General features: G+C 61.9%; 15 protein-coding genes and 1 other RNA gene. 6 read left to right on the top strand and 10 right to left on the bottom strand.

Features of this window, described 5'->3' with window-relative positions:
* Positions 1-15: 15 nt before the first annotated feature.
* The 6 genes from ffs to PspCFBP13509_RS11860 form a co-directional block, all read right to left on the bottom strand.
* An RNA gene (gene ffs / locus PspCFBP13509_RS11885) (signal recognition particle sRNA small type) lies at positions 16-112 on the bottom strand.
* A gap of 146 nt (positions 113-258) precedes the next feature.
* Positions 259-1,425, bottom strand: a complete 1,167-nt coding sequence (locus PspCFBP13509_RS11880; RefSeq protein ID WP_137212085.1) for a zinc-binding metallopeptidase family protein — start codon at positions 1,423-1,425, stop codon at positions 259-261.
* 133 nt (positions 1,426-1,558) lie between these two features.
* The gene (ligA, locus tag PspCFBP13509_RS11875) at positions 1,559-3,925 is read right to left on the bottom strand and encodes an NAD-dependent DNA ligase LigA (RefSeq protein WP_137212084.1); all 2,367 of its coding nucleotides are present in this window, start codon (positions 3,923-3,925) and stop codon (positions 1,559-1,561) included.
* Positions 3,926-4,011: 86 nt separating this feature from the next.
* A complete protein-coding gene (zipA, locus tag PspCFBP13509_RS11870) occupies positions 4,012-4,875 on the bottom strand; it encodes a cell division protein ZipA (RefSeq protein ID WP_065924759.1) in 864 nt (287 codons plus the stop codon).
* A gap of 259 nt (positions 4,876-5,134) precedes the next feature.
* Positions 5,135-8,623, bottom strand: coding sequence for a chromosome segregation protein SMC (gene smc / locus PspCFBP13509_RS11865; protein WP_065924760.1), 3,489 nt, complete (start codon positions 8,621-8,623; stop codon positions 5,135-5,137).
* 2 nt (positions 8,624-8,625) lie between these two features.
* Positions 8,626-9,285, bottom strand: coding sequence for a GntR family transcriptional regulator (locus tag PspCFBP13509_RS11860; protein WP_027603706.1), 660 nt, complete (start codon positions 9,283-9,285; stop codon positions 8,626-8,628).
* 280 nt (positions 9,286-9,565) lie between these two features.
* On the opposite strand from PspCFBP13509_RS11860, the gene xdhA reads away from it, so the two are divergent.
* From xdhA to guaD, 4 genes are read left to right on the top strand one after another with little or no spacing between them, the layout of a single operon-like run.
* Positions 9,566-11,014 carry a xanthine dehydrogenase small subunit gene (gene xdhA, locus PspCFBP13509_RS11855; protein ID WP_065924761.1) on the top strand — a complete coding sequence of 483 codons (1,449 nt, stop codon included), beginning with the start codon at positions 9,566-9,568 and terminating at the stop codon, positions 11,012-11,014.
* Positions 11,007-13,406 carry a xanthine dehydrogenase molybdopterin binding subunit gene (gene xdhB / locus PspCFBP13509_RS11850; RefSeq protein WP_065924762.1) on the top strand — a complete coding sequence of 800 codons (2,400 nt, stop codon included), beginning with the start codon at positions 11,007-11,009 and terminating at the stop codon, positions 13,404-13,406. Before xdhA ends, xdhB begins: the two co-directional genes overlap by 8 nt.
* A gap of 44 nt (positions 13,407-13,450) precedes the next feature.
* Positions 13,451-14,293 (top strand): xanthine dehydrogenase accessory protein XdhC, encoded by an 843-nt coding sequence (gene xdhC, locus PspCFBP13509_RS11845; RefSeq protein ID WP_065946886.1) that lies wholly within the window; start codon positions 13,451-13,453, stop codon positions 14,291-14,293.
* Between the two features lie 7 nt (positions 14,294-14,300).
* Complete coding sequence (gene guaD, locus PspCFBP13509_RS11840; RefSeq protein ID WP_065924764.1) at positions 14,301-15,605, top strand: guanine deaminase; 1,305 nt, start codon at positions 14,301-14,303, stop codon at positions 15,603-15,605.
* Positions 15,606-15,732: 127 nt separating this feature from the next.
* Here the strand turns inward: guaD and PspCFBP13509_RS11835 are convergent, their stop codons facing one another.
* Positions 15,733-16,497 carry a GntR family transcriptional regulator gene (locus PspCFBP13509_RS11835; protein ID WP_065924765.1) on the bottom strand — a complete coding sequence of 255 codons (765 nt, stop codon included), beginning with the start codon at positions 16,495-16,497 and terminating at the stop codon, positions 15,733-15,735.
* A 245-nt stretch (positions 16,498-16,742) separates the two neighbouring features.
* Here PspCFBP13509_RS11835 and PspCFBP13509_RS11830 point away from each other — a divergent pair, with 245 nt between their 5' ends.
* Positions 16,743-17,933, top strand: coding sequence for a benzoate/H(+) symporter BenE family transporter (locus tag PspCFBP13509_RS11830; RefSeq protein ID WP_065924766.1), 1,191 nt, complete (start codon positions 16,743-16,745; stop codon positions 17,931-17,933).
* Between the two features lie 37 nt (positions 17,934-17,970).
* Here PspCFBP13509_RS11830 and PspCFBP13509_RS11825 read toward each other — a convergent pair whose 3' ends face one another.
* Positions 17,971-18,315 carry a YggL family protein gene (locus PspCFBP13509_RS11825; protein WP_010208515.1) on the bottom strand — a complete coding sequence of 115 codons (345 nt, stop codon included), beginning with the start codon at positions 18,313-18,315 and terminating at the stop codon, positions 17,971-17,973.
* A gap of 237 nt (positions 18,316-18,552) precedes the next feature.
* Here PspCFBP13509_RS11825 and dacB point away from each other — a divergent pair, with 237 nt between their 5' ends.
* Positions 18,553-20,013, top strand: coding sequence for a D-alanyl-D-alanine carboxypeptidase/D-alanyl-D-alanine endopeptidase (gene dacB / locus PspCFBP13509_RS11820; protein ID WP_065924767.1), 1,461 nt, complete (start codon positions 18,553-18,555; stop codon positions 20,011-20,013).
* A gap of 9 nt (positions 20,014-20,022) precedes the next feature.
* Here the strand turns inward: dacB and PspCFBP13509_RS11815 are convergent, their stop codons facing one another.
* Together PspCFBP13509_RS11815 and rlmKL are read right to left on the bottom strand one after the other, a co-directional pair.
* Entirely contained in the window at positions 20,023-22,422 is a 2,400-nt protein-coding gene (locus PspCFBP13509_RS11815) for a sensor domain-containing diguanylate cyclase (protein WP_137212083.1), read from the bottom strand.
* Positions 22,423-22,563: 141 nt separating this feature from the next.
* Complete coding sequence (gene rlmKL / locus PspCFBP13509_RS11810; protein ID WP_065924769.1) at positions 22,564-24,828, bottom strand: bifunctional 23S rRNA (guanine(2069)-N(7))-methyltransferase RlmK/23S rRNA (guanine(2445)-N(2))-methyltransferase RlmL; 2,265 nt, start codon at positions 24,826-24,828, stop codon at positions 22,564-22,566.
* Between the last annotated feature and the right edge of the window lie 52 nt (positions 24,829-24,880).

Raw genomic sequence — 24,880 nt, 5'->3', positions numbered from 1 at the left:
GCGTTATGGAGGCAACCCCACCAGCCACACCCCGGCACACAATGTTCCCGCTGTGGCTGCTGCCTTCCGGCTCTGACCAGGTTCACGGGTAATCGTTGCGGGGGGACCGATGGGGTCACCATAACGACGCTGGCCTCTCGGCAAGCGGGGCCATTGTACCGATCTCATCGGAAGTTACAACCGTTGGCGACGGATTAAAAATATGAAGGGGTTCAAGCACTTGCCACCGCCGTCAGCATCCCCTCCCACAGGGGTTCATCATTGTGCCTGCAACACCTCGTCCGCCCGGCCACCCTCTTCCTGGATCACCAGGTGGATGAAGTGCAGCTTGGCAATCACCGCCGGTGGCAGCACGAACGGGTAGAAGTCCGGCTGGCCCATGGCGCGGGACAGCTCATTGAGCATGCCGGCCAGTTCGATCCAGGCGTTGACGAAGGACAGGAATGCCACGCCGCCGGGATGTTCGGGGTCATAGAGGGTGGTGAGGGGGAATGGCTGGTAATCCAGGTCCATCTCACGGGCGCTCATGCCAAAGCCCAGGGCGGTGTCGACAGCGTCCATCATGTGCAGGTAGTGGGCCCAGGTTTCGGCCCAGTCTTCCCAGGGGTGCATGGTGGCGTAGGCACTGACGCAGGTCTGCTGCCAGTCGGGGCGTGGGCCGTTCTGGTAGTGCTGATCGAGCGCGTCGGCATAACTGGCGCGTTCGTCGCCGAACAGGCTGCGAAAAGGCTCCAGCCAGTGGCTGTTGGCGATCAGGCGATCCCAGTAATAGTGGCCGACCTCATGGCGAAAATGGCCCAGCAAGGTGCGATAGGGTTCGCGCATCTGCACGCGGATTTTTTCGCGGTGGGCGTCGTCGGCTTCCTTGATGTCGAGGGTGATCAGGCCGTTGGCATGCCCGGTCATGGGCGCGTTGCCTTCCAGGTCGATGCCGACGAAGTCGAAAGCCAGGCCGCTGTCCTCGTCGACGCTCTTGGGCACCACTTGCAGGCCCAGGCTGATCAACTGTGCCACCAGCCGACGCTTGGCGGTCTCCACCTTGCGCCAGCGCTCGGGGTTCTCCGGGATCGACAGGTCGGGGATGGTGCGGTTGAGGCTGCACGCCACACACAACGGTGCGGTGCTGTGGGCGGGAATCAGCCAGTTGCAGGCCGCCGCGGTGTCGAGATTGGCACAGCGGCGGAAGGCGCCGGCATCGAGGTTGTCGTCCTGTAGCCAAGTGCCTTCCACAGGCCCCGGCTGCAGAGAGGACAAGCGGCTTTGCTGCGGCTGATAACCCAGCAGCGCCTGGCAAGCCAGGCATTGGCTGTTGCTAAAGAACAGCGCTTGCCCGCACCGGCACTGCCACACCTTGCTGTTACGCGAGGTTTCGGCCATGAACGGTGCGGCGATGCGCGAGCTGAGTTGCTCGAAGTAGCGGAACATGGCGATCTCTCCCTGGGTGACTGAGACTAGATCATTTGGGACTCAGGATCGTTCCACTTTCTTCAAGGGCGGCTTCGCAGCCCGGCGCGGGCGGTGCGACGATTCGACAAGCCCGCTCACCATCGGCGCCGTGTCAGACCGAAATGTTGTGTTTGGCAAGGAACGCGACAAAGGCCTCTTCGTCCAGCACCTTCAACCCCAGTTCGCTGGCCTTGGCCAACTTGGAGCCGGCACCCGGCCCGGCCACCACGCAATGGGTCTTGGCCGACACGGAGCCGGCCACCTTGGCGCCGAGGCTTTCGAGCTTGTCCTTGGCCACGTCGCGGCTCATCAACTCCAGGGAGCCGGTGAGCACCCAGGTATGCCCTGCCTCGGGCAGGCCTTCGACCACCTTCTTCTCGCTCTGCCAATGCATGCCGAAGTCCTTGAGCTGCTGCTCAATCGCCACGGCGCGGCTGGCGTTGTCCGGGTTATCAAAGAAGTCGCGCACAGCCTTGGCCTGCTTCTCCGGCAGCGCCTGGCGCATGTCGAGCCAGTCCGCCTTGATCACACCTTCCAGGCTGCCGAACTTGTCCGCAAGTTTCTGCGCGGCGCCGGGGCCGACGGAGGGTACGTGCAGCTTGTCGAGGAAGCCGCCCAAGGTGGTACTGGCGGCGAACTCGGCGCTCAGCTCACCCTGATCCTGCAATTGCAGGCCGCATTCATCAGGCGACAGCAACGCGCCGATCACTTCCTGGTTGTGGCTGTCTTCGAAGAAGCTGTGGATCTCATGGGCCACTTCCAGGCCCACATCCGGCAGGTACGTCAACACTTCCGGCAAGGCCTTCTGCACACGCTCAAGGGACGCCAGGGAGCGCGCCAGCACCTTGGCCGTCTCTTCGCCCACGTCGGGAATGCCCAGGGCGTAGATAAAGCGCGCCAGGGTCGGGGTCTTGCTGTTTTCGATGGCAGTGATCAGTTTCTTGCTGGAGATATCGGCAAAGCCTTCCAGGTCGATGATCTGCTCGTACTTGAGTTTGTAGAGGTCGGCCGGCGAACCGATGAGTTTTTCATCCACCAGTTGCTCGATGGTTTTGTCACCGAGCCCGTCAATGTCCATGGCCCGGCGCGAGACGAAATGGATAATCGCCTGCTTGAGCTGGGCACCACAGGCCAGGCGCCCGACGCAGCGGTACACCGCGCCTTCGCTGACGGTTTCCTTGCCCTTGCTGCGCTTGACCAGTTGCGTGCGCTCCACATGGGAACCGCACACCGGGCAGCTTTCGGGAATCTGCACCGCACGGGCGTGTTCCGGGCGGCGCTCGGTGACCACGGAGACAACCTGCGGGATCACATCCCCGGCACGGCGGATGATCACGGTATCGCCGATCATCAAGCCCAGGCGCGCGACTTCATCCATGTTGTGCAGGGTGGCGTTGGACACGGTGACGCCCGCGACCTTGACCGGTTTCAAGCGCGCCACCGGCGTCACGGCGCCGGTGCGGCCGACCTGGAACTCCACGTCGAGCAACTCGGTGAGTTCTTCCATGGCCGGGAATTTGTGCGCGATGGCCCAGCGCGGTTCGCGGGCGCGAAAGCCCAGTTCACGCTGGGAGGCGATGCTGTTGACCTTGAACACCACGCCGTCGATTTCATAGGGCAGGCTGTTACGTCGCTCGCCGATATCGCGGTAATAGTCCAAGCACTCCTGGATGCCCTTGGCCAGTTTCAGCTCATGGCTGATGGGCATGCCCCACTTCTGCAGTTGCTTCAAGTTACCGATATGGGTGTCGCTGATATCCCCGGTCACCTGGCCGATGCCGTAGCAGCAGAACTCCAGCGGACGACTGGCGGTGATCTTCGAATCCAGCTGACGCAAGCTGCCCGCCGCCGCATTACGCGGGTTGGCGAAGGTCTTGCCGCCGAGTTCCAGTTGCGAGGCGTTGAGCCGCTCGAAACCGGCCTTGGACATGAACACTTCGCCGCGCACTTCCAGGGTCGCCGGCCAGCCGCTGCCATGCAGTTTCAAGGGGATATTGCGCACGGTACGCACGTTGACGCTGATGTCCTCGCCAGTGGTGCCGTCACCTCGGGTGGCGCCGCGTACCAACTCGCCATCCTGATAAAGCAGGCTGACCGCGAGGCCATCCAGCTTCGGCTCGCAACTGTATTCCACCGCTGTGCCACCGCCAAACAGGTCGCCCACCGGCAGGTCAAGACCCTCGGTGACCCGGCGATCGAACTCGAGCATGGTGGTTTCATCAAACGCGTTGCCCAGGCTGAGCATCGGGATCTCATGGCGTACCTGGGTAAAGGCTGACAACGCCGCACTGCCGACCCGCTGCGTCGGCGAATCCCGCGTCACCAGGTCCGGATGCTCGGCCTCCAGGGCCTTGAGCTCGTGGAACAGCCGGTCGTACTCGGCGTCCGGAATGCTCGGCTCATCGAGCACGTGGTAACGGTAGTTGTGCTGATCCAGTTCAGCGCGCAGTTCGAGGATGCGGGTGTGGGCGGCGGTCATGGGTGTTCTCTCATAAAGCAAAAGAGCAGCCGAAGCTGCTCAAATGTTGGTGCGCTTATTCTAATGACAACGCTGGAAACCAATCCTCAGCGTTTCTGTGTCAGGGCGCGACGCTCGAACTCGACGATGCGCTGACGGTAGTGTTCGATGGTCTGGGCGGTCAGGACGCTGCGTTGGTCATCCTTGAGCTCGCCGTTGAGTTCCTGGGACAGCTTGCGGGCAGCGGCCACCATCACGTCGAACGCTTGTTTCGGGTGACGCGGGCCCGGCAGACCGAGGAAGAAGCTCACCGCAGGGGTGCTGAACAGGTCGATGTCGTCCAGGTCGAAAGTGCCTGGCTTGACCGCGTTGGCCATGGAAAACAGCACTTCGCCGTTGCCGGCCATGCTTTCGTGGCGGTGGAAAATATCCATTTCGCCAAAGCGCAGGCCGCTTTCGAGGATGTTCTGCAACAGGGCCGGGCCCTTGAAGCCGGCGGCGTCGCGGCAGATCACGCTGATCACCAGCACTTCTTCAGCGGCAGGCTGATCGTTGACCGATTGGCGCGGCGCATTCTTGCCGGCGTTTTCATCCGGGAAATCGTCATCACGGCTGCTGAAGCTCGGGCCTTCATCGACATCGAGGTTCAGGTCACCCTGATGCGGTTCGGCAGCGGCTGCACTGGCGCGTTTGCCACGCTTGGAGGACGGCTCGCGGGCTTCACGCAGCGGCGCGCTCATCGACGGCAGGTCATGCTCGTCCAGTTGCGGTTCCTTATGGGTATCCAGCACACGGGGCGGCCCCAGCAGCTCGGCGCTGCCGTCGTCGTCGGGCAAGTTGGACAGGTTGCGGTCCAGACGGAATTTGAGCTTGCCCTTGCCACCGCGCATGCGGCGCCAGCCATCAAAAAGAATACCGGCAATGACAATGATGCCGATGACGATCAGCCACTCGCGCAGACCGATTTCCATGTAATCCCGTGCCTCTAATAAAAAATGCTGAAAAATAAGGGGTTTAGCACCGTGCAAACCGCTTTAAAACGTGGCGCCAACTCTATGTTCTGACTGACGTTTTGCCCACGCATACGAAAAATTGACATTAAACTAGCACGACCAAAGATAACTTTACACCGTCTGTCAAAATGCCTTGAACAAATATGTCCATTTGCCACTTTCACTCGGCCGGTAAATCACCTGACATCGCGCGGAAAACTTTCTCTCATGGCGCAGCTCAGGATTCCACCATCGCCATCGCTTCTTCGACATCCACCGCGACCAAACGTGAACAACCCGGTTCATGCATTGTCACCCCCATCAACTGATCAGCCATTTCCATGGCGATCTTGTTGTGGGTGATATAGATGAACTGCACCGTCTGGGACATCTCCTTGACCAGTCGCGCATAGCGTCCAACGTTAGCGTCATCCAATGGTGCATCAACTTCATCGAGCATGCAGAACGGCGCCGGGTTCAACTTGAAGATGGCAAACACCAGGGCCAATGCGGTCAGGGCTTTTTCGCCGCCGGACAACAAATGGATGGTGCTGTTCTTCTTGCCCGGAGGCCGCGCCATGATCGTTACCCCTGTATCGAGTAGATCTTCGCCCGTCAGTTCCAAGTAAGCGCTGCCACCACCGAAAACTTTCGGGAATAACGCCTGTAAACCGCCATTAATCTGATCAAAGGTATCTTTGAAGCGATTACGGGTTTCCTTGTCGATCTTGCGGATTACGTTTTCCAGGGTGTCCAGGGCTTCCACCAGGTCGGCGTCCTGGGCATCCAGATAACGTTTGCGCTCGGACTGCTGCTGGTATTCATCGATGGCCGCGAGGTTGATCGCGCCCAGTCGCTGGATACGTGCGGCAATCCGTTCAAGTTCTTCCTCGGCTTCTTTCTCGCTGGCCTGGGCGGTCAAGGTATTGAGCACACCGTGCAAGTCGTAGCCGTCTTCGAGCAATTGGTCTTGCAGGGCCTTGCGGCGCACGGTCAGGGCTTGCCATTCCATGCGCTGTTGCTCGAGCTGGCCGCGAATCAGCTGGGATTGCTGCTCGGCCTGGGTCCGGCGTTTTTCTGCGTCGCGCAATTCGCGGTCGGCGTCTTCCAGGGCGATCTGTGCGGTCTTGAGTTCTTCGTCGACGGTCATGCGCTTGTCGAGCAACTCTTCAAGCTTGAGGCGCAGCTCTTCCAGCGGCGCTTCGCCCTCCTCCAGGTTGAGGCTCAGTTGCTCGCGTTTTTCGGTCAGGCGTTCGGACTGCATCTCCAGGCGCTCAAGGGCCTGGGCTGTGGAATTGTGCTGGGCCTTGAGCGAACCCAGGCGCACGGCCAACTGATGGGCGTGGTCCTTGTGCTGGCGGGCTTCCTGGCGCACACGATCAAGGCGCTCGCGCAGGCTGTCACGCTGGGCCAGCAGCAATTCGCGCTGCTCGGTGTCCAGGGCCATGCTGTCGAGGGCTTCCTGCAATTGCAGGCGCGCTTCGCCGATCTGCTCGTGTTCCAGGGCGCGCTGCTCGCCCATCTCGGCCACTTCCTCATCGAGACGGGTACGGCGCAGGGTCAGTTGCTCGGCCTTGGCTTTGCTCGCGGAGAGCTGCGCTTTCAATTCGCCTTGCTGACGCGCTTCGTCCTGCAACAGGCGGCGCAGATGTTCGCGGCCGGTCTCTTGCTGGCGCTGGGTGGCGCGCAGGGTTTGTAGTTCGGTTTCGAGGCTTTCCAAGGTAGCTTCGCGCTCTTCACGCTCGGCGATCAGGTTGACGATTTCCTGGCCACGGGCCAGAACGCCGCTTTCCGCTTCACTGGCACGGCGCACCCGCAGGAAGTGGCGGCCGACCCAGTAACCGTCGCGGCTGATCAGGCTTTCGCCGCCAGCCAGTTGACCACGCCGGGCCAGGGCCTGCTCCAGGGAATCCACCGGCCTGACCTGGCCCAGCCACGGCGACAGGTCAATCGCCGCCTCGACCTTATCCAGCAGGCTGCCCGGCACTCGGGTGCCATCAGCGGCGGGGCTGAGCAGACGCAGATCACCCTGGGCAAAACCGGCCAGGTCGAAGCCGCCGAAATCATCCACCAGCACGGCTTGCAGGTCGGCGCCTAAAACGGTCTCTACGGCCAGCTCCCAACCGGCTTCAACTTTCAAGCCTTCGGCCAAGCGCGGACGCTCGGCCAGGTGCTGATCACGCAGCCATTCGGCGGTGCCGGTGCCTGGGTCCAACGCCGCTTGCTGCAAGGCTTCAAGGGACGCCAGCCGGCCATTGAGCCGCTGCAAATCGCCCTGGGCCTGCTGCTGGGCCTGGGTCGCCTGTTGCAGTTGCTGACGCAATTGCTCCAGGCGCTCCACTTGTTGTTCTTCGCTGGCTTCCAGCTCCTCCAGCGTCATTTCGCTTTCGGCCAGTTGCTCGCTGAGCTCCATGATCGCCGCGTCTTCCGGGTCAGCGGCAAGCAGCACGCGCTCTTCCTGCAGGCGACGCTGGCGCTCGGCCAGGCGCTCCATGCTGGTTTCCAGTTGCTGGATGCGCGACTGCTGCACCTCGGCCTGGCGCCGCGGTTCGGCGGATTGCAGGTTGAAGGCGTCCCACTGCTCCTGCCAGCCGTGCATGGTGGTTTCGGATTCTTCCAGCGCAGCGGCGGCCTCTTCGGCGGCGGCGTTGGTGATTTCCTGCTCGGGGGTGAGCATGTCCAGCTCTTCGCCCAACGTCAGCAGCAAGGTGCGGTCGTGGCCCAGGTGCGATTCGGTCTCCAGGCGCGCGCGTTCGGCTTCCTTCAGATCATCCTGCAACTGACGCAGGCGCTGCTGGCCGTGCTGGATGCTTTGCTCGACCCGGGCAATATCACCGCCCACCGAATAGAAACGGCCCTGCACCAGATTGAAGCGCTCGGACAGGTCATGGTGCCCGTCGCGCAGGCGCTCGATGGCGGCGTCGGCATTGCGCTGTTCGGCCACCAGCGCTTCAAAGCTGATTTCCTGGGTGCCGATGATCGCTTCGCGCTGGCCCACCTGATCGTTCAACGCCTGCCAGCGCAGGGCCGACAGTTGCGCCTTGAGCTGGCGCTCTTCGCCCTTGTATTCCTGATACTTCTCGGCCGCCTGGGCCTGGCGGTGCAGGCGCTCCAACTGGCGCTCCAGCTCTTCGCGCAGGTCGGTGAGGCGGGCGAGGTTTTCATGGGTGCGGCGGATACGGTTTTCAGTCTCGCGGCGGCGCTCCTTGTACTTGGAGATGCCGGCCGCCTCCTCGATAAAGTTGCGCAGGTCTTCGGGCTTGGCTTCGATCAGCTTGGAGATCATGCCCTGTTCGATGATCGAATAGCTGCGCGGGCCCAGGCCGGTACCGAGGAAGATGTCGGTAATGTCCCGGCGTCGGCACTTGGTGCCGTTGAGGAAGTAACTGTTCTGGCTGTCGCGCGTGACCTTGCGGCGGATGGAGATTTCCGCATAGGCCGCGTATTCGCCGACCAGGGTGCCGTCGGAGTTGTCGAACACCAGTTCGATGCTGGCCTGGCTCACCGGCTTGCGGCTGGTGGAGCCGTTGAAGATGACGTCGGTCATCGACTCGCCACGCAGGTTTTTTGCCGAGCTCTCGCCCATCACCCAGCGTACGGCGTCGATGATGTTCGACTTGCCGCAGCCATTGGGCCCGACCACTGCCGCCATGTTACTGGGGAAGTTCACCGTGGTCGGGTCGACGAAGGATTTGAACCCCGCCAGTTTGATGCACTTGAGCCGCACGTTTAGGCGTCCGCCAACGCAGCGATGACCAGCGAGCTACTGCGCTGGCAGTAGGCCGACAGCACCTGGCGGATCTGCTCCAGGTCACGGGCGAGTACGGCGGCGAGCAGTTGCTCGAACAGCGCCAGGTACTCGCTCATGGACGCCTTGCGCTGATCCAGGGCCAGGTAATAGGCACGGTTCATCGCCGGCTGCAGGTTTTCGACGGTTTCCTGCAAATACGGGTTGTTGGCAAAGGGGTACGCGGCGCGCATCACATTGAAGCATTCTTCGACAAAGGCGCGGATGTCCTGGCGCTCGAAATTGCTCACCAGGCGCTGCTGGATCTGGACGAACGGCGCCATGTCGGCCTGGGTCTGCCAGCCCTGGGCGACCGCATTGCCAAGCAGGATATACAACTCGCTCATCAGCGTGCACAGGCTCTGCACCTTGTGCGCCGTGAGCTCGGTCACGTGGGCGCCACGGCGCGGCAGGATCGCGATCAGGTGGCGGCGTTCGAGGATCAGTAAAGCTTCACGCACGGAGCCACGGCTGACATTCAGCGCCAGCGTGACTTTCTGTTCCTGGATCCGCTCCCCAGGCTTGAGATCGCCGCGAATGATACGTTCGGCGAGGTGGTGAGCGATTTGCTCGGCGAGACTGTCCGGCGCCTTGAACGTCATGTTTTCCCTTCAAAATCGTCTATCGGTACAAGCGCGGCAGTGTAGCGCATTGGCCCGCTGATGGCGCTACGCCCACCGTGGCGAATTTGGCATGAAATAAGCAAAGCTGAACACCCACACGCCCCCAAAAACGCCGGTTTCAGAAGACTGAACCATAATTGAAAGTGTTGCGATCGCAATTTCCTGACCTTCCAGTCAGAAAATCATTGACCGAAAAGTCAGACATGACTAGATTCGGCGCAAAGCGGTTAACAACAATAATGAGTCTGCGAGGCCTTCCGTGATCCAGTTTTTACTTAACCAGGAACTCCGTAGCGAGCACGCCCTGGACCCCAACCTGACCGTGCTCAACTATCTGCGCGAGCATGTGGGCAAACCCGGTACCAAGGAAGGCTGCGCCAGCGGCGACTGCGGTGCGTGCACGGTGGTGGTCGGCGAGTTGCACACCGACCCTCAGGGCGTTGAGCAGATCCGTTATCGCAGCCTCAATTCCTGCCTGACATTTGTATCGTCGCTGCACGGCAAGCAATTGATCAGCGTCGAAGACCTCAAGCACCAGGGCCAACTGCACAGCGTGCAACAGGCCATGGTGGAGTGCCACGGTTCGCAATGCGGCTTTTGCACCCCCGGGTTTGTGATGTCGTTGTTCGCCCTGCAAAAGAACAGCGACGCCCCCGACAGCCAGAAGGCCCACGAAGCCCTGGCCGGCAACCTGTGCCGCTGCACCGGCTATCGGCCGATCCTGGCCGCCGCCGAACAGGCCTGCTGCAACAAACCGGCGGACCAGTTCGACAGCCGCCAGGCCGAGACCATCGCCCGCCTCAAAGCCATCGCGCCGACCCAAACCGGTGAACTCAACAGCGGCGACAAACGCTGCCTGGTGCCCCTCACCGTTGCCGACCTGGCCGACCTCTACGACGCCTACCCGCAAGCCCGCCTGCTGGCCGGCGGCACCGACCTGGCGCTGGAAGTCACCCAGTTCCACCGCACCCTGCCGGTGATGATCTATGTCGGCAATATTGAAGAGATGAAGCGCATCGAGGACTTCGACGACCGCCTGGAAATCGGCGCCGCCACTGCCCTCTCCGACTGCTACACCGTGCTGCACCACGAATACCCGGATTTCGGCGACCTGCTGCACCGCTTCGCTTCCCTGCAAATTCGTAACCAGGGCACCCTGGGCGGCAATATCGGCAACGCTTCGCCCATTGGCGATTCGCCGCCGCTGTTGATCGCTCTCGGCGCGCAGATCGTGCTGTGCAAAGGCAACACGCGCCGTACGTTGGCCCTGGAAGACTACTTCATCGACTACCGTGTGACGGCGCGCCAGGACAGCGAGTTCATCGAGAAAATCATCGTACCCAAGGGCCACGCGCTGTTCCGTGCCTACAAGGTTTCCAAGCGCCTGGACGATGATATTTCCGCCGTCTGCGCTGCATTCAACCTGAAGATCGACAACGGTGTGATCAGTGATGCCCGCGTCGCGTTCGGCGGCATGGCCGCCACGCCAAAACGCGCGAAAAACTGCGAAGCCGTGTTAGTCGGTGCCACCTGGAACGCCGCCACCGTCGAGAAAGCCTGCGCTGCCCTGGCCGAGGATTTCACCCCGCTGTCGGACTTCCGCGCCAGCAAGGAATACCGCCTGCTCAGCGCCCGGAACCTGCTGCGCAAATACTTCATCGAACTGCAAACGCCGCACATCGAGACTCGGGTGACCGCTTATGTCTAACCATCACGCCGTGGAAAAAACCCAGGCCGAACTGGCCGCGCTGTTTGCCCAGGACCTGACCTCCGGGGTCGGCCGCAGCGTCAAGCATGACAGCGCCGCCAAGCACGTGTCCGGTGAAGCGCAGTACATCGATGACCGCCTGGAATTCCCCAACCAGCTGCACCTGTATGCACGCATGTCCGACCGCGCCCACGCCCGGATCATCCGCATCGACACCACGCCCTGCTACGCCTTCGACGGTGTGCGTATCGTCATCACCCACGAAGACGTGCCGGGCCTGAAAGACATCGGCCCGCTGCTGCCCGGCGACCCCTTGCTGGCCATAGACACGGTGCAGTTCGTCGGCCAGGTGGTTTTGGCCGTGGCCGCCCGCGACCTGGACACCGCACGCAAGGCCGCGATGGCGGCCGTGATCGAATATGAAGACCTGGAGCCCGTGCTGGATGTGGTCGAGGCCTTTCGCAACAAGCACTTCGTGCTCGACAGCCACACTCACCAACGGGGTGATTCGGCCGGCGCGCTGGCGACCGCCAAGCACCGCCTCCAGGGCACCCTGCATATCGGCGGCCAGGAACACTTCTACCTGGAAACCCAGATTTCCTCGGTAATGCCCACCGAAGACGGCGGCATGATCGTCTATTGCTCCACGCAGAACCCCACCGAAGTGCAGAAGCTGGTGGCCGAAGTGCTGGATGTGTCGATGAACAAGATCGTCGTCGATATGCGCCGCATGGGCGGCGGTTTCGGCGGCAAGGAAACCCAGGCCGCCAGCCCGGCGTGCCTGTGCGCGGTGGTGGCGCGCCTCACCGGCCAGCCGACCAAGATGCGCCTGCCGCGCGTCGAAGACATGCTGATGACCGGCAAGCGCCACCCCTTCTATATCGAATACGACGTGGGCTTCGACGACAGCGGTCGCCTGCACGGGATCAACCTGGAGCTGGCCGGTAACTGCGGCTGCTCGCCGGACCTGTCCAACTCGATCGTCGACCGCGCCATGTTCCACGCCGACAACGCGTATTACCTGGGCGATGCCACGGTGAACGGCCATCGCTGCAAGACCAACACCGCGTCCAACACCGCCTATCGCGGCTTCGGTGGCCCGCAAGGCATGGTCGCCATCGAGGAAGTGATGGACGCCATCGCGCGCCATCTGGGGCTGGACCCGTTGGCGGTGCGCAAGGCCAATTACTACGGCAAGACCGAGCGCAACGTCACCCACTACTACCAGACCGTCGAGCACAACATGCTCGAAGAGATGACCGCCGAACTTGAAGCCAGCAGCCAATACGCCGAGCGCCGCGAAGCGGTCCGCCTGTACAACGCCCACAGCCCGATCCTGAAAAAAGGCCTGGCGCTGACGCCGGTGAAATTCGGGATCTCGTTCACGGCGAGCTTCCTGAACCAGGCGGGCGCGCTGATCCATATCTACACCGACGGCAGCATCCACCTGAACCACGGCGGCACCGAGATGGGCCAGGGCTTGAACACCAAGGTCGCGCAAGTGGTGGCCGAAGTGTTCCAGGTGGACATCGACCGCGTGCAGATCACCGCCACCAACACCGACAAAGTGCCCAACACCTCGCCGACTGCTGCCTCCAGCGGTGCGGACCTGAACGGCAAGGCCGCCCAGAACGCCGCCGAAACCATCAAGCAACGCCTGGTGGAATTCGCCGCGCGCAAGTACGACGTGAGCGAAGCGGATGTGGAATTTCATAACGGCCATGTGCGCGTGCGCGAGCAGATCCTGAGCTTTGAAGCGTTGATCCAGCAGGCGTATTTCGCCCAGGTGTCGCTGTCGAGCACCGGCTTCTACAAGACTCCGAAAATCTTCTACGACCGCAGCCAGGCCCGCGGTCGGCCGTTCTACTACTTCGCCTTCGGCGCGGCGTGCTGCGAAGTGATCGTCGACACCCTGACCGGCGAATACAAGATGCTGCGCACCGACATCCTCCACGATGTGGGCGCCTCGCTGAACCCGGCCATCGATATCGGCCAGGTGGAAGGCGGCTTTATCCAGGGCATGGGCTGGCTGACCATGGAAGAGCTGGTGTGGAACAACAAGGGCAAGCTAGAGACCTGCGGCCCGGCCAGCTACAAGATCCCGGCGGTGGCCGACATGCCTTTGGATTTGCGTGTGAAGCTGGTGGAAAACCGCAAGAACCCGGAAGACACGGTGTTCCATTCCAAGGCCGTGGGCGAGCCACCGTTCATGCTCGGGATTGCCTCGTGGTGCGCGATCAAGGATGCGGTGGCGAGCCTGGCTGATTATCGCCATCAGCCGAAGATCGATGCGCCGGCGACACCAGAGCGGGTGTTGTGGGGGTGTGAGCAGATGCGCAAGTTGCAGACGGCGACAGCTGTCGAGGCTGAAACTGAAATGGCTTCGCTCTAGACCGAGGCGCTGCCCGAACTGACAACAGTAATGTTGAGGTAAACATGAACAACTGGATCAGCGCCCTCGCCGACCTGCAAAACCAGAGTGAACCCTGCGTACTGGTGACCATCATCGAAGAGCTCGGCTCCACGCCGCGCAATGCCGGTTCGAAGATGGTGATCAGTGCCGCGCAAACCTTCGACACCATCGGCGGCGGGCACCTGGAATACAAGGCCATGCAGATCGCCCGCGACATGCTTGTGCGTGGCCAGCAGAACACCCATCTGGAGCGCTTCAGCCTCGGCGCCAGCCTGGGCCAGTGCTGCGGTGGCATCACCGTGCTGCTGTTCGAACCCATGGGCCAGGTACAGGCGCAGATCGCGGTGTTCGGCGCCGGCCATGTCGGCCGCGCGCTGGTGCCGTTGCTGGCGAGCCTGCCGTGCCGGGTACGATGGATCGATTCCCGCGAGCAGGAGTTTCCGGAACATATCCCCCAGGGCGTGCGTAAAATCGTCAGCGAAGAGCCGGTGGACGAAATTGCCGACCTGCCGGTGGGCAGTTACTGCATCGTCATGACCCACAATCACGCGCTGGACCTGGAACTCACCGCCGCCCTGCTCAAACGCAATGACTTTGCCTACTTCGGCCTGATCGGCTCGAAGACCAAACGCGTCAAGTTCGAACACCGCCTGCGCGATCGCGGCTTCGACGCCGCGCAGATGCAACGCATGCGTTGCCCCATGGGCCTCAGCGAGGTGAAGGGCAAGTTGCCGGTGGAGATCGCCATCTCCATCGCCGGCGAAATCATCGCCACCTATAACGCCAGTTTCGGCCAGCACACCGCGAGCGCCGAACCCATTGCCAAATTGCTGCCGGCCTCGCGCCGAAGCCAAGCTATCAATTGAGACGACCATGCCTTTGACTCGCAAAGCCTACCGTGCCGCCCTCCTGCACAGCATCGCCGACCCCGCTGAAGTTGGGATCGAAGCCTCCTACGAGTATTTCGAAGACGGCCTGCTGGTGATCGAAAACGGCCGGATCAGCGCCGTGGGCCATGCCGCCGACCTGCTGCCGAGCTTGCCTGCCGACATCGACATCACCCATTACCAGGATGCGCTGATCATCCCCGGCCTGATCGACACCCATATCCACCTGCCGCAAACCGGCATGGTCGGCGCGTATGGCGAGCAGTTGCTGGACTGGCTCAACACCTACACCTTCCCGTGCGAAAGCCAGTTCGCCGACAAGGCCCACGCCGAAGAAGTCGCAGGCATTTTTATCAAGGAACTGCTGCGCAACGGCACCACCACCGCACTGGTGTTCGGCAGTGTGCATCCGCAGTCGGTGAACGCATTCTTTGAGGCGGCGGAAAAACTCGACCTGCGCATGATCGCCGGCAAGGTGATGATGGACCGCAACGCTCCGGACTACCTTACCGACACCGCCGAATCCGGCTACCAGCAAAGCAAGGCGCTGATCGAACGCTGGCACGGCAAGGGCCGCCTGCACTACGCGGTCACCCCGCGTTTTGCGCCGACCAGCACGCCGGAACAATTGGCGCTCGCCGGGCAACTGCTGGGCGAGTACCCGGACCTGTACATGCAGACGCACATCAGTGAGAACAAGCAGGAAGTCGAGTGGGTGAAGGCGCTGTTTCCGGAGCGCAGCGGCTATCTGGATGTGTACGACCACTACCAGCTGCTGGGCGAGCGCTCGGTGTTTGCCCACGGCGTGCACCTGTGTGATGACGAGTGCGCACGGTTGGCGGAGACGGGGTCGGCGGTGGCGTTCTGTCCGACCTCGAACCTCTTCCTCGGCAGCGGCCTGTTCAACCTGCCGATGGCCGAGAAACACAAGCTGAATGTCGGCCTGGGCACCGATGTGGGTGGCGGCACCAGTTTCTCGCTGCTGCAAACCTTGAACGAAGCCTACAAGGTCATGCAACTGCAGGGCGCGCGGTTGAGCCCCTTCAAGTCACTGTACCTGGCTACCCTGGGTGGTGCGCGGGCGCTGCGCCTGGAAGACAAGATCGGCACGCTGCAGCCGGGCACCGATGCCGACTTCCTGGTGCTGGACTACAACGCCACGCCGCTGCTGAGCTATCGCTTGAAGCAAGCCAATAACATTGCCGAGACGTTGTTCGTGTTGATGACCCTGGGGGATGATCGGACGGTGTTGCAGACGTATGCGGCCGGCAAACTCGTGCACCAACGCTGATCTGCGCCACGACACAAAACAAATGTGGGAGGGGGCTTGCTCCCGATAGCGGTGGATCAGGCACTTAATTCAGTGACTGACACTCTGCCATCGGGAGCAAGCCCCCTCCCACATTTTTTAATCGGGTTTACAGCTTGACCGAAGAACGCCCCGGCTTCTTGGTCTGCAACAGATGCGAGAACACCGCATGCAAATCATCCGACGCACTTTCCTCGTCGAGGTTGAGCTTGCTGTCGATGTGATCCATGTGATGCATCATCAAATTCACCGCCAGCGCCGCGTCCCTCGCTTCGATAGCGTCGATCAGTTGCGTGTGCTCATCGTAGGAGCAGTGCGAGCGGTTGCCGCTTTCGTACTGGGCGATGATCAACGAGGTCTGGGACACCAGGCTGCGCTGGAAGCTGATCAGCGGCGCGTTTTTCGCGGCTTCGGCCAGCTTGAGGTGGAACTCGCCGGAGAGGCGGATGCCCGCCCCGCGATCGCCGCGGGAGAAGCTGTCGCGCTCGTCGTTGACCATCTGGCGCAGTTCGGCCAGTTGCTCGGCGGTGGCGTGCTGCACCGCCAGCTCGGTGATCGCTCGCTCTACCAGGCGCCGGGCCAGGAACACCTGACGTGCTTCTTCCACGCTTGGGCTCGCCACCACCGCGCCACGATTGGGCCGCAGCAACACCACGCCTTCATGGGCCAGCCGCGACAGCGCGCGGCGAATAATGGTGCGGCTGACGCCGAAGATTTCGCCCAGTGCCTCTTCGCTCAATTTGGTACCGGGTGCCAGGCGCTGCTCGAGGATCGCCTCGAAGATATGCGCGTAGACGATATCGTCCTGGGTTCCGCTGCGACCGACCTTGCCGGCTCGCGGTTGTTTCTTGAGAGGTTGCAACTGTTCGTTCATGGGCACTCGGGTAGGGAGAACGGCGGCGAATTAACGGTAATACGGCAACTTTAAGGTAATACGGCAACACGGGGTCGCTGGCAAGTATCACCTAAAAACAGCGCACATTGTACACAACCCACTGCGCCAACACACTGTACGGCTGTTTGCGGTGCCGTCTGTATTGCAATGAGTCGTTACGTTTGAGTTTAGGCTTGAATCTGCGCCGTCACCGGCAAACACCCAGGTAAAAGGAACACCTCTCCATGACCGACGCCACCCAAGCGCCCTTGCGCCCGCTGGCCGACACTTCTGCCTCCGCCGTCGTCGCCGGCTTTATCGCCATGATGACCGGCTATACCAGCTCCCTGGTGCTGATGTTCCAGGCCGGCCAGGCGGCCGGCTTGACCACGGCGCAGATTTCTTCGTGGATCTGGGCGATTTCCATCGGCATGGCGGTCTGCAGCATCGGCCTGTCCCTGCGCTATCGCACGCCGATCACCATTGCCTGGTCCACCCCCGGCGCGGCGCTGTTGATCACCAGCCTGGGCGGTGTGAGTTACGGCGAGGCCATCGGCGCCTACATCACCTGCGCGGTGCTGGTGACGCTCTGCGGGCTCACCGGCAGCTTTGAAAAACTGGTCAAGCGCATCCCGGCATCGTTGGCGGCCGCGTTGCTGGCGGGGATCCTGTTCAAGATCGGCAGCGAAATTTTCGTCGCCGCGCAGCATCGCACCGGCCTGGTACTGGGGATGTTTTTCACCTACCTGATCATCAAGCGTCTGTCGCCACGCTACGCGGTACTGGCCGCCCTGATGATCGGTACCCTGCTGTCGGGGCTGATGGGCTTGCTTGACTTCAGCGGTTTCCACCTGGAAGTGGCGACGCCGGTGTGGACGACACCGCACTTCTCGTTGGCGGCAACCATCAGCATCGGGATTCCGTTGTTCGTGGTGGCGATGACCTCGCAGAACATGCCCGGCGTCGCCGTACTGCGGGCCGATGGCTATAACGTGCCGGCCTCGCCGCTGATCACCGCCACCGGCCTGGCCTCGCTGGTGCTGGCGCCCTTTGGCTCCCACGGCATCAACCTGGCGGCGATCAGCGCAGCGATCTGCACCGGCCCCCACGCCCATGAAGACCGTAATAAACGCTACACCGCCGCCGTATGGTGCGGGGTGTTCTACGGGATAGCCGGGGTGTTCGGCGCAACACTGGCGGCACTGTTCGCAGCCTTGCCCAAGGAACTGGTGCTGTCGATTGCGGCCTTGGCCTTGTTTGGCTCGATCATCAATGGCTTGAGTATCGCCATGAATGAGCCGAAGGAACGGGAAGCGGCGCTGATCACCTTTATGGTCACCGCGTCAGGCTTGACGTTGTTTTCCATCGGCTCGGCGTTCTGGGGGATTGTGGCGGGGGTGTTGACGCTGCTGATTCTGAACTGGCGCAAGGCATAAAAAAACGGCGACCCTCAGGTCGCCGTTTTTTTCAGTATCACTTAGCCGCGTTGATCGGCTTTTCCGGATACCACACGTCCAGCAGCGGGCTGACTTCAGCCTTGGTCAGCTCGGAACGGGTTTTCAGCCAGGCTTCGACGGCAGCGCGCTGCTCTTCGGAGACCGAGCCACGCTTCTGCAGGCAAACCAGACCGTAGTCATCGCCGCCGACATAGCCCAGGCCGTTGGCTTCCATGGCTTCTTTGATGAATGCTTCGAGGAAAGCGTCGATAGCTTCTTCACTCAGGCCTTCTTTGAAGTCCAGGTTCAGTTCGAAACCCAGCTCTTGAAATTCATCAACGCACAGTTTTTTGCGCAGACGCTGGGAACGGTTAGTCGCCATTGGAACAATCCTCATAAGTAATAACGGGCGGCACTTTAGCAGTTTAAGACGACGATTGCCCGACTCTCTGGGACAGGCGGCCGTTTGCTGTTAAAAAAACGCCAATTACCAGCTATCGTTCAGCTACAAGTGCCTTCACCTTGGGGCATAATGCCGACACTTTCATGACCATTGAGGGAATTTTCCTATCTACCCCTCGCCTTTTTCACCCTCCTCAGCAGTAGGGTTTTACTTCTTATGATCAAATCTTTGCGTCCATTGCTACTCGCCAGTTTTCTCCTGCCACTGGCCTTTTCCACCTCCGCAGCCCCGATCAATAACACCCTGCCCCCGAACGTCCAGCAGGCACTCGCCAAAGCCAAGCTGCAAAACACTGCGCTGTCCCTGGTGATGATCCCGCTGAACGGCCCCGGCACCCCCACGGTATTCAACGCCGACGTCTCGGTAAACCCGGCTTCCACCATGAAACTGGTCACCACCTATGCGGCCCTGGAAATGCTCGGCCCCAACCACCAGTGGAAAACCGAGTTCTACACCGACGGCACCCTCAGCGGTGGCGTGTTGCACGGCAACCTGTACCTCAAGGGCGGCGGCGACCCCAAGCTGAACATGGAAAAACTCTGGCTGCTGATGCGCGACCTGCGGGCCAATGGCGTGCAGCAAGTCACCGGTGACCTGGTGCTGGACCGCAGTTTCTTCAACCAACCGCAGTTGCCGGAATTCAATGATGACGGCAACGACGAGAACAAACCGTTCCTGGTCAAGCCCGACGCCCTGCTGGTCAACCTCAAGGCCCTGCGCTTTGTGACCCGTAACGATTCGGGGCGCGTGCTCGTCTCGGTCGAGCCGCCGATTGCCAGCATCCGCATCGACAACCAGGTCAAGGCCTCCAACGCCAAGCAGTGCACCGGCGACGTACGCTACAACCCGGTCACAGGCGCCGATGGCAGTATGACGGTCACCGTCAGCGGCCAATTGGCCGATGGCTGCAGCTCGCAGACTTATCTGTCGTTGCTGGACCACGCCACCTACACCGCTGGCGCGGTACGGGCGATCTGGCAGGAACTGGGCGGCAGCATCCAGGGCCGCGATATCCAGGCACCGGTGCCCAAGGATGCCAAGGTACTGGCCCGCGCCTTTTCGCCGGACCTGGCGGAAATCATCCGCGACATCAATAAATACAGTAACAACACCATGGCCCAGCAATTGTTCCTGAGCCTGGGCGCGCAGTTCCGCAACGATGCCGACGGCGACGATGCCAAGGCCGCGCAACGTGTGGTGCGCCAGTGGCTGGCGAAGAAAGGCATCACCGCGCCACACCTGGTGATGGAGAACGGTTCGGGCCTGTCCCGTGCCGAACGGGTCAGCGCCCGCGAAATGGCCGCCATGCTGCAAGCCGCCTGGAAAAGCCCCTACGCTGCGGAATACATCAGCTCGATGCCGATCGCCGGCACCGACGGCACCATGCGCAAACGCCTGAAGACCACCGCCATGCGCGGCGAAGCCCACGTCAAGACCGGTACCTTGAATACCGTGCGCGCCATTGCCGGGTTCAGCCGCGACAACAACGGCAACACCTGGGCGGTGGTGGCGATCCTCAACGATCCGAAGCCGTGGGGCGCGTCGTCGGTGCTGGACCAGGTGCTGCTGGATCTGTACCGCCAGCCAAAACTGGCGGCGGCGGCTCCCGTCCTATAGGAGCGAGCATCAGGCCCGCGCCTTCTCGGCCTCTACCCGGTCCCTGCCCGCCTGCTTGGCCACGTACACCGCCGAGTCGGCACGCAACAACAGGCCATCAATGCCTTCATCCACCCGCCAGCTGGCCACACCAAAGCTGGCGGTGACGATGCCCACAGGCTCCATCGGCAGGTTACGCAGGGATTGCCACAACTCCATGGCCAGGCCATAAGCCTGCTCGCCATCGGTATTGGGGCACAGCACCATGAATTCCTCGCCCCCCAGGCGGCAGAACACGTCGGTGCGGCGCAGACGCTGACTGATGCGCCTGCATAACTCCTGCAACACCCCGTCGCCAACCGCATGCCCGTGCTGGTCGTTGATACGCTTGAAATGATCGATATCGAGCATGATCACCGACAGCGCCCCACTGGTCCGGTTGAGTCTCGCCATCTCGGTCCTGAGGCGGTCCTGGAAATAGCGACGGTTGTGAATCCCGGTCAGGGAATCTGTGATGGACAGCGCGCGCAGCTCCTCTTCAACCCGCTTCAAGTCCGAAATGTCCGACACATAGCCATGCCACAGCGTACCGCCCCCCGGTAACTCTTCCGGGGTGGCCTCGCCGCGAATCCAGCGCAACCCCCGTTGCGGCAACTGCACCCGGTACTCTTCGCGCCAGTGGCTCAACTGCAATGCCGACAGGCGAATCGAGGCCCGCACCCGTTCCGCGTCCAGCGGGTGGATTCGCTCGAAGACCTTCGTCGCATCCCGCTGCAACGCGCTGACCTCGATTTCATAGATATCGCGCATGCCGTCGCTGGCGTAGATAAAGCGCCAGTTATCCTGGGGTTCCAGGGTGAATTGGAAGATCCCCCCGGGTACGTGGGCACTGAGTTTCTTGAGCAGGCGGTCCCGCGCCGCCAGGGCCTCGTAAGCGCGTTTCTGCTCGGTGACGTCCAGGTAAATCGCGAGGTGACCGATCCACAGACCATGGTCATCCAGCAATACGGTGGCCAACATGTTCACAATCAACTGACTGCCATCCTGGCGGACCAAGGTCCACTCCCGGGCTTCGTGCAGGTTGTCGGGGCTTTCCACCAGCATCGCCTGGCTCGCCGGGATACGCTTGCCCAAGGTCACGCTCAGGCTCGCGGAACGTGCCTCCAGCTCCAACGCCAAGTGCAGGCTTTCCAGGGTCAGCTTGCCCACCACCTGGTCGGCCTCGTACCCCAGCATCTGCTCGGCACCGGCGTTGAAGGTGTTGATCACGCCCCGCAAGTCAGTGGCAATGATCGCCACTTGGGTAGCGGCGTTGAGTACGCTGCGCAACTGGCCATGGGCACCACGTAGTTCCTGCTCACGCAAGCGCAACTGCACAGTGCGTTGCTCCACCAGTTTCAACGCACGCTGGCGCTGGCTCACCAGCACATAGAGCAAGGCGCTGAGCAGCAGGCTGAGTAGGCTACCCATGGTCAGGATCGTGGACAGCGAGGAATAGTTGGCCTGCTCGAACACCTTGCTCGGGCGCAGGCTCAGGGCGTACACATGATCGCCCAGGGTCAGGCGACGCGCGCCAGCAAGGTCACTGTTGGCCACGGCATTGCCGGACTCGAAGAGCACGCGCTTTTGCAGGTCGGAGGTGTCGACGATCTGCATCACCAGGTTGTCCCGCTCCGCTTTTGGCAAGCCCTCGGCGACCAACTGGCGCATGCTGATCACCGCCATTACGTAACCGTATGGCTCATTTGGGGACGGCTCGGACGTGGGCAGGTGACTCACCGGCGCGACCAGTAATACACCCGTGGCATAAGCCGGCTCGACCCCCACCAACTGCATCGGTTGGGACACCGCCAGCTTGCCGCTCTTTTGCGCCCGCTCAAGGGTCGAGCGCCGCAGGGGCTGGGCCAACAGATCAAAACCCAGGGGCGACCCCAGCAAGCTTTGAGTCTGGCTGTAGAGCACCGGAACGTATTCATCACGCTCGGGCGCCGGGGCCAGTTCGCCGACGCTATTAAGTTCACGGATAACAAAGGGTACCCCACGCAGGCGGGACACCTCTTGTTCAAATTGGCTGCGCTGTCCGCGAAACACACGGGGTGCCCAGGCGTAGGCCCGGGCGCGCAACAGTAACGGCTGGGCAAACCCGTCGAACTCCTCGCGGGACACAACATCGGAGTTGACGAAGAACCGCCGCAGGCTGTTCAGGCGTTGCTCCTGATCCTCGAAACGTTCCTGCAAGCGGCTGTAACGCTCGTTGACCAGCAACTGAAAGCGCTGGCGAACCTGTTGCTGATAGAGGTCGGAGGCCGCCCAGGCGACGATGGCCGTCAGCGCAAAACCTGCCAATAACACCACCAACGCCACCAGCCAAGCCGACGCCTGTTCACTGATAAAGCCTAGGATTTTCGGGCGAACGGCTTGCAACGGCATAGGCAACACTCACAACGCCAGCGTGCGGGGGGTGTCACTTTGGCTAGGCCTTAAGTTATAGCCATCGGCCCAGGGTTTGACCAGCGTAAAAAAGCCGCAAGCCCGGAATAGTCCAGGCTTGCGGCTTTTTCGTGGCGGCGATCAGCGAGCAGTGATTTTCCACGCCCGGTGGATCTTCGCATTACGCGCAAAATCCGGATCGATGGTCTTGTCGCTGATTTCCTCGACCGCATAGCGTTCGCTGAGATTGTCCTCCAACTGGAACTTGCGGAAGTTGTTCGAGAAGTACAGCACGCCACCCGGTGCCAGGCGCGCCATGGCCAGGTCAAGCAACTGCACGTGGTCGCGCTGCACGTCGAAGATGCCTTCCATGCGTTTGGAGTTGGAGAAGGTCGGCGGGTCGATGAAGATCATGTCGAACTCATCGCGGCTGGCCTCCAGCCAGGCCATCACATCGCCCTGCTCCAGGCGGTTCTTGTCGGAAAAACCGTTGAGCGAGAAGTTGCGACGTGCCCAGTCCAGGTAGGTCTTGGACAGGTCGACACTGGTGGTGCTGCGCGCGCCGCCCTTGGCTGCGTGCACACTGGCGGTGGCGGTGTAGCAATACAGGTTGAGGAAACGCTTGCCGGCCGCTTCCTTCTGGATACGCATGCGCATCGGACGGTGGTCGAGGAACAGACCGGTGTCCAGGTAGTCGGTGAGGTTGACCAGCAGCTTCACGCCGCCTTCGCTGACCTCGGTGAACTTGCCCTGGGCACTCTGGCGCTCGTATTGCTTGGTACCGCTCTGGCGCTCGCGACGCTTGACCACCACGCGGCTCTTGTCGATGTTCAGTGCCTGGGGAATGGCCGCCAGGGCATCGAACATGCGGGCCGAGGCTTTTTCCGGATCAATGGATTTGGGGGCGGCGTATTCCTGCACGTGAACCCAATCGTGGTACAGGTCGATGGCCATGGAGTATTCAGGCATATCGGCGTCGTATACGCGGTAGCAATCCACCCCTTCACGCTTGGCCCACTTGCCCAGCAGCTTGAGGTTCTTTTGCAGGCGGTTGGCAAACATCTGCCCACCTTCGCTCAGGCGCGCCTGCTCGACCACGGGGGCCGGGGCGGGCTTGATCGGGTTGCCATTCTTGTTGTACTGGCGCTCCTGCGGCTCGGCCGGGGCCTGGTCGTAAACCGCCTGCTCACGTTCGGCCTGGCGCTGTTCCGGGGTACGGCGCTCGCCGGTGACGAACTGATCCGGGTTGACCTTGATCAGCAGCAACTTGCACGGCAATGCGCCGTTCCAGAACGAATACTGCTTGTGGCTGCGGATCCCCATGCGCTTGCCCAGGTCCGGCGCGCCGGTGAACACCGCCGCTTCCCAGCCCATGCAGGCCTGGCGCAGGCGCTCGCCGAGGTTCTGGTAGAGGTACAACAGGCTGGCTTCGTCACCCAAACGCTCGCCGTAGGGCGGGTTGCAGATCACCAGGCCTTTCTGGTTCTGGTCCGGGCGCGGCTCGAAGGTGCCGACTTCGCCCTGGTACACCTTGATCCAGTGGCTCAGGCCGGCGCGCTCGATGTTGTTTCGGGCGGGCTGGATCAGGCGCGGGTCGGCTTCGTAGCCCCGCACCCACAACGGCGGCTTGTTCATGCCGATGGCCGCGCGTTCAGTGGCCTCGGCGTGGAGTTTTTTCCACAGCGCCGGGACGTGGCCGAGCCAGGTGGTGAAGCCCCACAATTCGCGATTCAGGTTAGGTGCCATGTCGGCGGCGATCATCGCGCCTTCCACCAGGAAGGTGCCCACGCCGCACATCGGGTCAGTCAGCGCGCCGCCTTCGGCAGCAATGCGCGGCCAGCCGGCACGAATCAGGATCGCCGCCGCGAGGTTTTCCTTCAACGGCGCGGCGCCCTGCTGCAGGCGGTAGCCGCGCTGGTGCAGGCTGTGGCCGGACAGGTCAAGGGACAGGATCGCTTCGCCACGGTCCAGGCGCAGGTGGATGCGCAGGTCCGGGTTGATCTTGTCGATGGACGGGCGTTCGCCGGTCGGAGTGCGCAGCTTGTCGACGATCGCATCCTTGACCTTCAGCGCGCCGAAGTGGGTGTTGTCGATGCCTGAGCCGTGACCGCTGAATTCCACCGCCAGGGTACCGTCAGAAACCATGTGATCGGCCCATTCAATATCCAGCACACCGTGGTAGAGGTCTTCGGCGTCCTTCATCGGGAAGCGCTTGAGCACCAGCAACACACGGTTGGCCAGGCGCGACCAGAGGCACAGGCGATAAGCGGTTTCCATGTCGGCCATGCCGCGCACGGCCGAGGTGTGCTCGCGGGCGTCCTCAAGGCCAAGCCCGACGGCTTCCTCGATCAGCAGGCCTTCGAGGCCCTTGGGGCAGGTGAGGAAGAGTTCAAAACGGTCCGACATGGGGCATTCCAGGCTTTTCAGCAATAAGTGAACGGGCGACGCATCGCCGGCT

The organism is Pseudomonas sp. CFBP13509 (genome assembly GCF_005233485.1).
GTDB classification, from domain to species: Bacteria; Pseudomonadota; Gammaproteobacteria; order Pseudomonadales; family Pseudomonadaceae; genus Aquipseudomonas; species Aquipseudomonas marginalis.
This window is presented reverse-complemented; position numbering and strand designations above follow the sequence as displayed.

Excerpts from the sequence above, each read along its gene's own strand:
- guaD (WP_065924764.1), top strand. The coding sequence starts at position 14,301 with ATGCCTTTGACTCGCAAAGCCTACCGTGCCGCCCTCCTGCACAGCATC.
- PspCFBP13509_RS11860 (WP_027603706.1), bottom strand. The coding sequence starts at position 9,285 with ATGACGTTCAAGGCGCCGGACAGTCTCGCCGAGCAAATCGCTCACCAC.
- PspCFBP13509_RS11835 (WP_065924765.1), bottom strand. The coding sequence starts at position 16,497 with ATGAACGAACAGTTGCAACCTCTCAAGAAACAACCGCGAGCCGGCAAG.
- xdhB (WP_065924762.1), top strand. The coding sequence starts at position 11,007 with ATGTCTAACCATCACGCCGTGGAAAAAACCCAGGCCGAACTGGCCGCG.
- PspCFBP13509_RS11830 (WP_065924766.1), top strand. The coding sequence starts at position 16,743 with ATGACCGACGCCACCCAAGCGCCCTTGCGCCCGCTGGCCGACACTTCT.
- rlmKL (WP_065924769.1), bottom strand. The coding sequence starts at position 24,828 with ATGTCGGACCGTTTTGAACTCTTCCTCACCTGCCCCAAGGGCCTCGAA.
- PspCFBP13509_RS11825 (WP_010208515.1), bottom strand. The coding sequence starts at position 18,315 with ATGGCGACTAACCGTTCCCAGCGTCTGCGCAAAAAACTGTGCGTTGAT.
- ligA (WP_137212084.1), bottom strand. The coding sequence starts at position 3,925 with ATGACCGCCGCCCACACCCGCATCCTCGAACTGCGCGCTGAACTGGAT.
- xdhC (WP_065946886.1), top strand. The coding sequence starts at position 13,451 with ATGAACAACTGGATCAGCGCCCTCGCCGACCTGCAAAACCAGAGTGAA.
- zipA (WP_065924759.1), bottom strand. The coding sequence starts at position 4,875 with ATGGAAATCGGTCTGCGCGAGTGGCTGATCGTCATCGGCATCATTGTC.
- dacB (WP_065924767.1), top strand. The coding sequence starts at position 18,553 with ATGATCAAATCTTTGCGTCCATTGCTACTCGCCAGTTTTCTCCTGCCA.
- PspCFBP13509_RS11815 (WP_137212083.1), bottom strand. The coding sequence starts at position 22,422 with ATGCCGTTGCAAGCCGTTCGCCCGAAAATCCTAGGCTTTATCAGTGAA.
- PspCFBP13509_RS11880 (WP_137212085.1), bottom strand. The coding sequence starts at position 1,425 with ATGTTCCGCTACTTCGAGCAACTCAGCTCGCGCATCGCCGCACCGTTC.